This is a genomic window from Belliella aquatica, assembly GCF_014637795.1.
Classification (GTDB): Bacteria; Bacteroidota; Bacteroidia; order Cytophagales; family Cyclobacteriaceae; genus Belliella; species Belliella aquatica.
In genome coordinates this window covers 39,506-53,137 of record NZ_BMFD01000002.1, presented here as the reverse complement: position 1 = coordinate 53,137, position 13,632 = coordinate 39,506, and the positions used below count along the sequence as shown (strand labels likewise).

The window sequence follows — 13,632 nt, the reverse complement described above, 5'->3', positions numbered from 1 at the left end:
TTATTTTCGCTATTGTTCAAAATAAATTACCTGTGGAAAAACCAAAGATAGCCATAGCATCAGTACTTAAGCCATTACAGGATGCTCGTGCTTTTTATCGCTTAGGTCTTTCGCTGCGTGAAACAAATAAATACCACCTTAACATCATAGGGTTTTCATTAAAAAATGAACCTTTAGAAGAAGATTTAAGCCATTTTAAACTTTTTGATCAAGAAAGATCAGCTTGGAAAAGGTTTTTTGTTAACATAAAGTTCCTCGGATTACTTAAAAAAATCAAGCCAAAGCTTTTAATTGTCACTACATACGAACTGCTGCCTGCGGCTCTCATCATGAAGTTCTTGCTGAGATATAAGTTGATTTATGATCTTCAAGAAAATTACATATTGAATGTTAAGCAGAATAAAACACTCCCAAAGTGGAAGCAAAATTTAGCAGTTTTTTGGATTGTTTTGGTTGAAAATATGAGTAAGCCATTTGTTGATCATTACATTTTTGCAGAGGATTGTTACAAAAGGGAGTTCCCAGGTATTGCTAATTTCACTGTTTTGGAGAATAAATTTTATGGTGAAATCAAGTCAGTAAGCCCAACCAAGTTTGAGTCAAATCAAGCAATTGAATTTTTGATTTCAGGTACACTTACCCCAGTTTATGGTGTGATTGAAGCCATGCATTGGTTTGCTGAAATCTTGAAAGTATATCCTAATTTTCACTTGAAAATTGTTGGACATTATCCAATCAAATTTTATGGGAAAGAGATGAGAGAACTCGCTTCAAAAGTCCCACAAATTAGCTTAGAGATTTCTGAAAATCCTGTGGATTATAAGCAGATTTTGGAAGCGTACGAGACCTGTGGTATTGTGCTTTTACCTTATTATCAATTGCCAAGTATCAGTCCAAAAATTCCTAGCAAAATGTATGAATGTTTGGCACTGGGGAAGCCCTTTATTTTTTCACCAAACTCAGAGTGGAAACAGATTGCAAATCAATACCAGTCCGGTCTTGAGTTTGAGTTTACAGATCTTAAAAATGCAGTATCAAATCTCGAGGATTTTTTGAAGCTCACGTTTTATTGTAAGGCTCCCAAGCAGGAGGTGAGGTTTGATCGAGCGGTTTTTCTCAGATTAATTGAAGGCTATTTCTAATACCTTACACACATTTTTTTATTAATTTCTATGTTCTGGAATTAGAACTGCTCATTCACCAAATCACATATTTGCCTTTTACTTTCTTTTGAAGCTCATTTGATTTATCCACATCCTCGTGGAAAACTTTTGTTTTTATGCCGTTTTGGAAACCAATTTTTACATTTTGGAAACTCTGGTAAATGAGAGTTTTAACGTTTCATTTAACCTTAAAAGAGATTTTAATACATTATAAATCAATATTATATAGTTATTTTAAGCTATAACTTATTATATTTTTAGCCTTGACTAAATCGTTAAACACATTTGAAATTGGGTTATCCACAGCTGATTTAGTCTACAATAAATTATTTTTTAGTGTCGTCTAAAACCTTATCTTTGTTATCCTATTCAAAAAAGAGTTATGATTAAATTGACCCATGCGGAGGAGAATTACCTGAAGGCTATCTATAAGCTTTCGGATGCCGGAAAGAAGGGTGTTTCCACCAATGACATCTCAGCTGAGATGAAAACAAAGCCCGCCTCTGTGAGTGATATGCTTCGCAAGTTGGGTGAAAAAGAAGTGATAGAATACCGAAAATACTATGGGGTTCATATTACTCAAGAGGGCAAAATTTTAGCCTTGAGAACGCTTAGAAAACAAAGATTATGGGAAGTTTTTTTAGTGGATAAACTCCGATTTTCTTGGGATGAGGTGGCTGAAGTAGCAGATGAATTAGTACATGTTCAGTCCCCTATTTTGATCCAAAGACTTGACGAATATTTGGGCTTTCCAAAGTTTGATCCTCACGGTGATCCTATACCCGATGAGCATGGAGATGTTCGCTCTCGTCCTCGTCTTCCACTCACCGAAATTGAGCTAAACGGAACAGGTCAGATCGTCGCTGTCAATGACAAAAGTGCTGCCTTTTTGAGGTACTTGGATAAGGTCGGAGCTTATATAGGTGCAAGGATAAAAGTCTTAGAAAAAGTGGAGTTTGACGGTTCTGTAGAAATACTTGTTGACAACAAAAAAACGATCTTTATGTCCAAGGATGTTGCTGTGAATATATTGGTGATGCTTTAAATTTTAGTGAGTAGATTTTAGATTGGAAGTTGCTTTTGGAGTTAAAAAGTTGGAATGTTTAAAGGTTTGAAAGTTGGGATTTGTCGAGTCATGTTGGGATGGGTTACTAGGTGATTAGTGATTGGAAGATTGCTTTTTGCGTTAAAAAGTTGGAATGTTTTAAGGTTTGAAAGTTGGGGTTTGTTGAGTTATGTTGGGATCGGTGATTAGTGATTGGAAGTTGCTTTTGGAGTTAAAAAGTTGGAATGTTTAAAGGTTGTAAAGTTGGGCTCTGTTGAGTTATGTTGGGATGGGTTACTAGGTGATTAGTGATTGGAAGATTGCTTTTTGCGTTAAAAAGTTGGAATGTTTTAAGGTTTGAAAGTTGGGGTTTGTTGAGTTATGTTGGGATCGGTGATTAGTGATTGGAAGATTGTTTTTTGCGTTAAAAAGTTGGAATGTTTTAAGGTTTGAAAGTTGGGGTTTGTTGAGTTATGTTGGGATCGGTTATTAGGTGATAAGTGATTGGAAGATTGCTTTTTGCGTTAAAAAGTTAGAAGGTTTTAAGGTTTGAATGTTTGGGTTTGTTGAGTTATTTAGGGATCGGTTACTAGGTGATTAGTGATTGGAAGTTGCTTTTGGCGTTAAAAAGTTGGAAAGTTTGAAAGTTGGGGTCTGTTGAGTTTAATAGGGATCGGTTATTAGGTAATTTAGGATTGGAAGCTTTGGGGAAAATCTTGTGCTTGATCTTAAATTAAATCATGATCAATTAAACTTGAGCCTTTACTTCGTACTTAATACATCGTACTTTGTACATTATGTTGTGAACTTACTGTGTATGTAATCGGTTTTGAAGTGGAAATGAATCGAATTATATAAATTTGAAATATGAAAAGATTGGGAGCCTTATTATTCTTAGTATTTGTTCTATCATTTAATGCTATTGGACAGGAAAAAATTAATTGGATGACATTTGAAGAGGCTTCTGCCGCTACTCTTGAGACTCCAAAAATGATTTTGGTTGACGTGTACACGGATTGGTGTGGTTGGTGCAAAAAGATGGATAAGGAGACTTTTACAGATGATAAGGTAATTGCCTATGTGAATGATCATTTTTTTGCAGTAAAATTACATGCCGAAAAGACAGATCGTAAATTTACTTTTAAAGGCAAAGAATATACAGAAGCCAGTATGGCCAAAACGATGCGGGTTACCTCCTACCCTAACTTTGTGGTCATGGATGCTACCATGGAAAATATTACTCAATTACCGGGATACCGACAGCCGCAGCCTTTTATAGATGGCTTAGAAGGCATTGTGCAGCGTTTTACCAAATAAGCATGTTCAGTTTACACGAGAAAGAAGATACAATTGTCGCTTTGGCGACCCCTCAGGGCGTTGGAGCGATTGCAGTGATAAGATTATCCGGAAAGGATGCGATTAAGATTTGTAATCAGGTATTCAAGGGAAAAGATTTAGAAAAACAAGATTCCCACACCATCCACTTTGGTACTATCCGAGATGGGGAGCGCATTATTGATGAAGTATTGGTTTCACTTTTTGTTGCCCCAAGGTCATTTACAAAAGAAAATGCAGTAGAGATCTCTACACACGGCTCTTCCTACATTGTCAATCAGGTGATCAAACTCTTGGTAAGAAACGGCGCAAGACCTGCCAAACCAGGGGAATTTACCCAAAGGGCATTTTTGAATGGACAATTTGATTTGGCACAAGCTGAGGCTGTGGCAGATTTGATCCATGCAGATTCAGAAACCTCCCACCAAGCTGCTTTAAATCAAATGCGAGGTGGATTCAGCGGAGAAATCTCCAAGCTTCGTGCTGAATTGATCCATTTTGCTTCCATGATAGAGTTAGAGTTAGACTTTACCGAAGAGGATGTAGAGTTTGCCAGCAGAGATGATTTAAGAATATTAGTAGAGAAATTACTGCGGGTTGTAGAACAGTTGATCAGTAGTTTTGATTTGGGGAATGTGATCAAAAATGGTGTTCCAACCGTCATCGCTGGTAAACCCAATGCAGGCAAGTCCACCCTACTCAATGCACTTTTGAATGAAGAAAAAGCTATCGTTTCCGAAATTGCCGGGACCACCCGTGATTTTATAGAAGATGAAATCAATATTGGCGGGGTGATATTTAGGTTTATCGATACTGCAGGATTGCGAGAAACTACAGATGTGATCGAGTCTATTGGTGTTAGCCGTACACATGAAAAGATGAAGACAGCTTCTTTGATTCTGTACTTGTTTGATTTGACGGATACCAACATGGAAGAGATCAATCAAGATGTAGAAAAGCTAGAAAATCTAGGCGTTCCATTTGTTAAAGTAGCGAATAAGACCGATAAGGCTAATGGTCAATTTATCAATGATTTAAATAGGAAATATCCGGATACAGTTTTTATATCTGCTGGACAGAAAGAGAATTTGGATGCCTTGAAAAATAGGGTTTTGGAATTGGTTAATCTAGATAAATTTAGAACTGGCAATACCATAGTTACCAATATCAGGCATTATGATTCTTTGGTCAAAACACGTCAATCTTTACTTGATGTGTTGACAGGCTTAGACAATGAAATCACGAATGATTTCTTGGCGATGGATATCCGAAGATCGCTCCATTATCTTGGAGAGATTACTGGGGAGATTACGACTGATGATTTGTTGGATAATATTTTTAGTAAGTTTTGTATCGGAAAGTAGATTGCACGCTGATTTCACTGATTTTTTTTGATTTACAACAGATAATCACGGTATTGATTTTAAATTGAGTCTCCTCCTTAGGAAGACAAGTACGCGGATTTTTTTTACTGCAGATAAAGACGGTTTGGATATTAGATTTGGGAAGGTAGATTTTAGATTGACTCAGAATTTATAAATTCTCTCTTATCTATATTTTTTGTTTGACACACTCAGCTTTTCATTGATCTCTCAGACCACAGGAATAAATCGATTTTAGACTGCTTGGTGAAAATTTATAAGCGATTCTTGATTTGTATACAACATTCAGAGATTTGGCTACATGCACTGACTAAATTCGCTCCACCTTTGTGTCATCACTAACAGATAAATTAAAAAGATATGGCAACAAGCAATTGGACAAAAGAAAATATTCCTTCACAGCAAGGTAAAACCGTCCTCATCACCGGTGCGACGAGTGGTATCGGACTCGAAGCAGCAACAGTATTAAGTGAAAAAGGAGCTAAAATCATATTACCTGTTCGGAATTTGGATAAAGGAAATCGTGTCATTCAGCAAATCAAGCAAAAAGTCAAATCGGCTGATCTTACAATCATGAAAATGGACATTGCAGACTTCGATTCTGTACGTCTTTTTGCAGCTGAGTTTACCAAGAAATACAGTAAACTAGACCTGCTGCTTAACAATGCGGGCATCATGTGGACTCCTCAAAAGGAACTATCCAAGCAGGGACAAGAATCTCAATTTGCAACAAACCACCTAGGGCATTTCTTGCTTACTGGCTTGTTGCTACCATTGCTTAAATCAACGCCATATTGCAGAGTCATTACACAAAGCAGTGTCTTGCATAAAAAAGGTCAGGGGCAAAATTTCGAGCCAACTATTTATTTTGATGACCTGAATTTTTCAAATGGTTTTGATACAAAAAAGGCCTACGCTCAAAGTAAACTTGCTAATCTTCTGTTCACGTACGAACTCGATCGCAGATTAAAAAATGCTCAGGTTAATTCAATCGCTACAGCAGCTCACCCAGGATATACTGCCACCAACCTTCAAAAAGATGCGGGATTTATGATGAAAGTAATGAATGTCCTTATCGCACAGAAGGTAGACATGGGCGCATTACCGATCTTGAGAGCAGCCACTGAACCTAATTTGAAAGGAGCCGAATATTTTGGACCAACCAAAATGAATGAAATGAAGGGTTATCCTGAATTGGTTCGCTCAAGCGATACGTCTTATGACAAAAATCTAGCTAAAAAATTGTGGGAAATATCTGAAAAATTAACAAATCATACATACGAATTTTAAATTATAAATATCATGAAATCAAAAGTTTGGTTAATCACAGGAAGTTCAAAAGGTTTTGGTCGAATTTGGGCTGAGGCAGCTTTAAAACGTGGTGAAAAGGTAGCCGCAACAGCAAGGAATATAGATGCTTTAACGGAATTAGTTAGTCAATATGGAGAATCTATTTTACCTATTGCGCTAGATGTAAATAATCGTGCGGCTTGTTTTGAAGCAGTAGAACAAGCAGTATCGAAATTTAGGGCAGTTGATGTCCTTATCAATAATGCCGGATTTGGTCATTTTGGATTTGTAGAGGAAATTTCGGAGACCGAAGCAAGGGAACAAATGGAGACGAATGTTTTTGGTTCACTATGGATGATTCAGGCAGTATTGCCACATATGAGGAAGCAAAATAGTGGGCATATATTACAAGTATCTAGTATTGGTGGGGTGATGGCATTTCCGAGTTTAGGAATCTACCATGCTTCTAAATGGGCTATGGAAGGAATTTGCGAGTCGCTATCTCAAGAGGTCTCTCAATTTGGAATAAAAACTACTTTGATTGAACCCGCGGCCTATGCTACCGATTGGTCTACTTCATCCGCAAGTCATAGCATATCAATTGATGCATACGATGGTTTAAGAAATGCCATGAGAGCGAATGGTGCGAATATGGTTTTTGGCGATCCCAATGCAACTGCTGAAGCTATTTTAAAAGTAGTAGATGTTGAAAACCCACCTTTGCGTTTGTTTTTAGGCAAATTTCCATTAATGATGATTGAGCCTATTTACAACAAGCGTTTGGAGACGTGGAAAGAGTGGCAAGAAGTATCAGAAAACGCTCAATAAATCGCATCAAAAATGAAACTAACAAAAATCATTTTGCTCTATCTTTTAGTCGCTTTCTACCTTTTTATGGGGTCGATGCACTTTATTAATCCTGAGCAATATTTTGCAATGATGCCATCATGGCTTCCCGCGCATGCGTTTTTAATTTCAGTAAGTGGTATTGTTGAAATCGTTTTGGCTTTATTGCTAATACCTTCCAAAACACGAGCGATTTCAGCAAAATTAATTATAGCGATGTTGCTTGTGTTTTTCTTTGCCATTCACATTCCGGAAAGTATTGGTTATTACCAAACAGAAAATGAGAAATTTGTGGCAAGTATTATAAGATTGCCTATTCAGTTTCTGTTCATTGCCTGGGCTTGGATGTTTACAAAAAAATAAGGTATAACATCAATCTTTTTAATCAATACTATTTGCAAATAGACGCAAATAGTATTGATTTTTCTAAATTCGTCATCATGTCAAAAAATACAAATCATTTTGGTATCAATTCTGTTTCGGAGCTGCATCGATTAATAGGTTTATCCAAACCGCTTCATCCATTAATTAGTCTGATTAATATGGATGAAGTCAAATCTTCGCTCCATGCTGAAGAAGTTCACTTTCTCCTCAATTTTTATGGGGTTTCTTTGAAGAAAAATCTAACTGGGAAACTGAAATACGGACAAAATTATTATGATTTTGATGAAGGTGTATTGGCAATGACTGCACCAAAACAAGTGATTTCAGTGGGTAATGAGGAAAACTACCAAGTTTCAGGCTGGTGGTTGGTATTTCATGCAGACTTTATTTTAAATTATCCCTTAGGCAAAGCGATCAAAAATTATGGTTTTTTTTCCTATGCTGTGAATGAAGCCCTTCATCTATCGGATCGGGAAGAACAGATGCTTGAGGGGATCTTTAAGAATATAGAGCAGGAGTATCAGACCTCCATCGATCAATTTAGTCAGGATGTGATGATTTCACACCTTGAGTTATTGCTGAATTACTGCAATAGATTTTACAACAGGCAATTTATTACGCGTAAAACTGCATCTAGTGATTTGCTAACAAGCATGGAGCAATTGTTAGAGGAATACTTTGAGCATTCAGAATTAGCTTTAAATGGAATTCCTTCGGTTCAGTATTTTTCCAATAAGTTAAATGTATCACCAAATTATTTGAGTGACATGCTTCGGACGACAACTGGTCAGAGTACACAGCAGCATATCCACAATAAACTGATAGAGAAAGCGAAATTCAATTTGGCAACTACTCGTTTATCTGTAAGTGAGATTGCGTATCAACTCGGATTTGAGCATTCTCAATCTTTCAGCAAATTATTCAAAAGCAAGACGAATATGACGCCTGTGGAATTTAGGGAGTCTTTTAACTGAGAATAAATCTCAAATTAATATTGTGAGTGGGTACTTGGGATCACATAGAAATCTTGGTAATTGAGTAGGAGGTTTTTTCATTGACAGCAGCAAAGTGAATTGGGTTAATTCCGCCACTGTTTTAGGAAAAGGGTAAGTAAATTGAATTGTGGAAATTTAAGGTAAATGGTCAATAAAGGATATTTGACTTGTTCCCAATTAAATTTAGATTCAGTTGCTTTGAGTTAAAAATGGTTAGATCTTGTTGCAAGCTTCGCATGCCCCTTCATAAACGCGTACCTTTTTCATTAGCTTAAAAGTAAGCTCATTAGGTCAATCCTTTGAGATACTAGCGTAAGGTTAAGGTTATACCTATGAAAAAAATCAGGAAGTTATTGCTTGTAATGTTGGATAGAAAGTTGCGAAAAACTAATTGATCAAGTTTCAAGTGAAAACAAACGAATTTCAATCAAAACTGCTCCTCAATACAAGTATCGAGGAGCAGTTAGTAAAAGAAATTTTGGAGAGATTAAGGTTTAAAGTTGAAGATTGAAAAACGCCCATTTGATCCTGCTTTTCTACCTATTCCTATAAAAGGATCAGAGGTACCTCCTCTTGTATTGCCAAGAGCAACAGCAGATGCATAATAACCATTGCCCCAATTTTTGCCTCCATCAGCCAATAATTCATAATCATTTCTGCTATCGTCGTAAAGAAAATATCTTGCATTTGAATTGGCATATCTCCCCACAAGAATTTCATCGCGACCATCATTATCCACATCCGCCATCGCTATACTATTTGCATAATAAGCTCCTCCCCAATCTTTTCCACCTGAATGTCTAAGCCTAAAATTTTGTGAAGCATTTCCATATATAAAGAATCGAGCATTACTTGAAGCTTTCCTGGTTACACCTATTTCTTGCTTACCGTCACCGTCTATATCTCCAAAAGCAATAGCGGTAGCGTAATAAGAATCACCCCAATCCATACCACCAGAGTGTAAAACATTGAAAGATTCGTAATTCCCATTATGGGATTTATATATCAAAAATCTAGGTCCAGACTTGGCATATCTTGTTACTCCTACTTCAAGGTATCCGTCACCGTCTACATCACCAAAAGCTATACCAGTAGCATAATTTCCTTTGCCCCAATCTCCACCACCTTGAAAAAGAAGTTTAAAATTCTCTCTAGCTCCTCCATAAATGAAAAACCTTGCATTTGAACCTGCTCTTCGACATACACCGATTAATATTCTACCTCTTTGATCTTTTGAAATAGCAACTCCAGTCGTGTAATATTGATCTCCCCATTCCTTTCCTCCTTCAAACAATTGAATAGATTTTTCTGGGCTGGAATGATTATACTTTCGTATTTCAAATCGCATATTTGTGCTACTTTTCCTTCCGATAATTACTTCATCGATACCATCACCATCCACATCACCTGCTGCGATACAAGTAGCATAAGCTCCGCTTCCCCAACTATTTCCACCAGAAGCTAATTCTTCATATGGTTCACTTCCTTTTTCACTATTGAAGAAGAAAAATCTTGGTCCAGATCCATGTTTTCTCGCTACTAGTAATTCATCAGCACCATCGCCATTGATATCTCCAAAGGCAATACCAGTTGTATAAGCACTACTTCCCCAAGTATGTCCCCCGTCAAATGAGGTACTGATTGGGTAAAGTTTATTAATTTGCTGTATATCATTGGTGCTTAAATAAGGATATCTATTTATTTTGCTTATTACTGCCCCAGATTTAGTTGTGATCGTAATCAACTTATTATTTCCGCTTGGGTCATCTTTACCAAATGCTGTATTGTGATAATGCATTATAGAGTTAAAATCATAAGGACCCATATCTCTGCTATTTGGGAATTTTTCGAATTGATATTTGACACTTTTTTCATCTTCATTGTTTTTCCCAAAATCCATGTTATCCCAATGAATATCAATATAGGCATCTCTATCATTTCTGCATTGTTCGTGCATCACACCGAGTGCATGAAATATTTCATGAATTATGGTAGAAACAGTAGCCAATTCATATAAAGCGATGTATTGCTTACCGCCAGTCCTGCCTAAGCCAGTGGAATAAGAAACTTTATGATTTCCAGCATCATTATTGATTTTGATAATTACAACATCTTTATGATAACTAGAGGCAGGTACAAACCTGATATTGGTTTCTTTTTCCAACGTTTCAATGGCCTCATCTAACCTGTTCTGTAAAAGGCTACTAAGTCTAGAAGTTTGGTAATAAAATATCCCATTATCCCAGAGCTTATTTGTGCCGGAAACTGCTAATAAAGCTTGGCGAGAGGTTCGAAGTCCATCGTATGGTTTATCTTGAGAAGAAGAAGCTGGAGCAGTCGAATTTTTGACCTCTGCCAGAAGATCAGATTCCTTACCGAGGATATTTCCGCCATCTAATACAACCATGCCATCTAAGGAACGATAGCGTACACGAGTAGGCACTGACTCTCCAGGGAAAATGAACTCACCAGTTTTTATGGTTGCATTTACATCTAATTTGTATCCACATGATTGTAATTTATCCAATTCTTGATTGGTTTGGTAAGAATTAAGTATGTGATTTGGAATTTTAGACCATAGTCGCATAAATTCAACTTTACCATTAAATTGATTTCTTCTTCCATCCACCCAAGTGCCTAAGTAAATTCCTCCATTGCCTACCGAAATTAGCTTTTTAGCAGGAACGATACCTTGTGAGATTAGATGGCCATCAAGAATAACCGATATTTCTCCTGACTTAAAAATGAATGCAGCCTCATGCCATCTGTTTAAACTTACTGGCGTAGCATAGTGTGAGAAGCTTTTCCAACCCTCATTAGTCGCTACTGAATAATGGAGGTAATATTTGTTTTGGTATTTCCTCATTGAAATTGAAAAACCGGGAGACTGTCCTTCCAATAAGTTAATTCTCGTTTCATTGAAACTGCTTACTAAAAATCTTAACTCTGCGACAAAAATAGAAGCTTGGCTAAATTTCAAAGGAATATTAAAATGCACATTAGATTGAGAGGGTCCAAATTTTAAGGATTTTTTATTAAGACTTGTCGACTTCCTTCCAAACCTTGTGATTATCCTTAGTCTTTTATCATCGGCTGTTCCATTGATCAATTCTCCACCCGTTATTTTTCCAATAATCTTTTGATTTGGATCATAAGCTTCACCTGTACTAAAATCAAAATGTACTATTTGACCATCTTCTGTTGTTTTTAAGATCGCCGGACTTACCACTATATCAATGGGAACGCCCGTTAATTCATATTCTTTGGCCTTCTTAAGAGCTGTGGCACGATCTAAATTTGAATCAATAAGGGTTGATGATGCATTGATCCTATTGATTGTCATTGCTTCTTTTCCCTTTGAATCCTTTTCTACTGCGACTTTTAGTTTCCCTAAACTTTTTTGTCTTGAATGAATTGAAAACCTATTTTTATTCATAGTTTTAAATATTTAAGTTATATACTATAAAAATTAATCGATAAAAACGCTCTTGGTGTACAGTCTATAGTGGAAATTAAAAGACTGATATTAAGTGTAGTAAATTAAAATAACACAATAAAATTATTAAAAATTAAGAGTAAAAAAAATACCCTGTTGTGGGTATTTTTTTTACTTTTTATATAAATAAAAGACAATTTATTAGTCAAGAGTGTATTTGCTATAACATTCCAAAAATTTAAAAATTATGATTATCCGCAATTACGTCAGTATCTAAGATTAAAACCTGAATTATAGCGGATAATTGTCAACAGCCTCCACGGACAAGAGTCAACTGATGATCTAAATATGATAATTACATTATTTTGGATGGCTACTGGCATGAAAGCGGATATGCATATTAAAAATAATAAGAGAGGGTGTATATTCACCACCTTACTACTTCATTACGCTAAAAGGCTTCGCTTCTTACCTTTTAATGGTTATTTGAAAATATTGTTTTTTTAAAATGGGGCATATGCCCTATTCCAAGACTTTAAGCTTTCAATTAATATTGCATATTGCTAATCAGCGCTTCTTTGTCTGTACTATTCATATGATACTTAACAGTTTAGAGGTATTTATTCTTTGTAAATATTAGTGATGTCAAGCAACAAATTATAATTCAAATCCACAACCAAAAATTTTCAGCTATGAAACCAATCATGTACCTCTGTCTATTTTTCCTTCCATTTTTAGCCGATACACCAATTATTTCGAAATCAGATGTTAGAATCGATGAATTTGGAGCAAAAAAATTGAAAAATGCACCAAAGAAAGTCTATTTCAGAGAGTTTAACATCGGTTATCAGACAATTATAGAGAGCAATACAACGGGATTTGATAGGAAAGCATCTACAAAAATTTCAATGACGGCAGGCTTGGATAGTGAACTTACTGAGGCCGATATTCAAAGCATTACCGATAATGCATACAAAAAAGTGATAGCTAAACTGACTGCTGCGGGAATCGAGGTTATTGCTCATGAAGAGGCAAAAAAGATTGAGGAATTCCAACAAAAAGTGAATACTACGGTAGGTGGAGAATTCAGTTACAAGAATGGATTTGTTTACACTCAGCCTACAGGAACTATATTCTTTGATGTTACATCTAATTTTAATGAAGGGGTAAAAGATGTTAAAGAGGCAGTTTCAAAGCAATCTAAAATACTTGGAAATCTTCCAATGGGTCAATTGCTTGAAAAAGGAAGTATAAGAGACAATGTTGGCAAAATATCAGATCAGCTTGGAAATGTGCCTGTTTTGGATTTCGGTATGAACATCACTTTTGCGGAAATCATGGAAGATAGAAAAGCTGGTGGTTCATCAGAGTTGAAAGGTGAATTTGGATTAGGTGCCTATCCATATAAAAGTGCTATCAGCTGGAAAGGCGGTGGTAAGTTGGGAAATTTGGAATCTAGTATTGTCTTTTCTCCCAAGAATTATAAGGCTTTTGAAATTGAAGGCGTAATTCCCAGAGAAAAAATTAAGAACCGGGCCGTTGGTGAATTCAGAACAGATTGGGGTTCAGGAATCATTTATGCACAAAAAAAAGAGATTACAATTACTAACCCAGTCAAGGCAGATAGAGCAGCTTATATCGAAAAAGTGACTCTTGCAATTGATGATTATTTAGAGATTTTCATTTCTACATTCTTAGAACACTCAAATAGCAATTGATCCTTTGTCATTCGATTATGATTTTTTGCAATTCACTT

10 protein-coding genes are annotated in these 13,632 nt (G+C 36.1%); 9 read left to right on the top strand and 1 reads right to left on the bottom strand.

What is annotated here, in order from left to right:
- The first annotated feature begins 32 nt into the window (after positions 1–32).
- From IEV57_RS02915 to IEV57_RS02880, 8 genes are all read left to right on the top strand, one after another.
- The gene (locus tag IEV57_RS02915) at positions 33–1,142 is read left to right on the top strand and encodes a glycosyltransferase (protein ID WP_188439500.1); all 1,110 of its coding nucleotides are present in this window, start codon (positions 33–35) and stop codon (positions 1,140–1,142) included.
- Positions 1,143–1,545: 403 nt separating this feature from the next.
- A complete protein-coding gene (locus IEV57_RS02910; protein ID WP_188439498.1) occupies positions 1,546–2,208 on the top strand; it encodes a metal-dependent transcriptional regulator in 663 nt (220 codons plus the stop codon).
- 867 nt (positions 2,209–3,075) lie between these two features.
- Positions 3,076–3,525, top strand: a complete 450-nt coding sequence (locus IEV57_RS02905) for a thioredoxin family protein (RefSeq protein WP_188439495.1) — start codon at positions 3,076–3,078, stop codon at positions 3,523–3,525.
- Between the two features lie 2 nt (positions 3,526–3,527).
- A complete protein-coding gene (mnmE, locus tag IEV57_RS02900; protein WP_188439493.1) occupies positions 3,528–4,907 on the top strand; it encodes a tRNA uridine-5-carboxymethylaminomethyl(34) synthesis GTPase MnmE in 1,380 nt (459 codons plus the stop codon).
- 378 nt (positions 4,908–5,285) lie between these two features.
- A complete protein-coding gene (locus IEV57_RS02895) occupies positions 5,286–6,215 on the top strand; it encodes an oxidoreductase (protein WP_188439491.1) in 930 nt (309 codons plus the stop codon).
- A 12-nt stretch (positions 6,216–6,227) separates the two neighbouring features.
- Positions 6,228–7,043 (top strand): SDR family NAD(P)-dependent oxidoreductase, encoded by an 816-nt coding sequence (locus IEV57_RS02890; RefSeq protein WP_188439489.1) that lies wholly within the window; start codon positions 6,228–6,230, stop codon positions 7,041–7,043.
- Positions 7,044–7,055: 12 nt separating this feature from the next.
- On the top strand, positions 7,056–7,424 hold the full coding sequence (locus tag IEV57_RS02885; protein WP_188439487.1) for a DoxX family protein: 369 nt from the start codon (positions 7,056–7,058) through the stop codon (positions 7,422–7,424).
- Between the two features lie 77 nt (positions 7,425–7,501).
- Positions 7,502–8,419 carry a helix-turn-helix domain-containing protein gene (locus IEV57_RS02880; protein ID WP_188439485.1) on the top strand — a complete coding sequence of 306 codons (918 nt, stop codon included), beginning with the start codon at positions 7,502–7,504 and terminating at the stop codon, positions 8,417–8,419.
- 508 nt (positions 8,420–8,927) lie between these two features.
- On the opposite strand, the gene IEV57_RS02875 is transcribed toward IEV57_RS02880, so the two are convergent.
- Positions 8,928–11,876: a M12 family metallopeptidase gene (locus tag IEV57_RS02875; protein WP_188439483.1), complete on the bottom strand. Its 2,949-nt coding sequence runs from the start codon at positions 11,874–11,876 to the stop codon at positions 8,928–8,930.
- A gap of 692 nt (positions 11,877–12,568) precedes the next feature.
- Here IEV57_RS02875 and IEV57_RS02870 point away from each other — a divergent pair.
- Positions 12,569–13,594 carry a hypothetical protein gene (locus IEV57_RS02870; RefSeq protein WP_188439481.1) on the top strand — a complete coding sequence of 342 codons (1,026 nt, stop codon included), beginning with the start codon at positions 12,569–12,571 and terminating at the stop codon, positions 13,592–13,594.
- Positions 13,595–13,632: the final 38 nt, after the last annotated feature.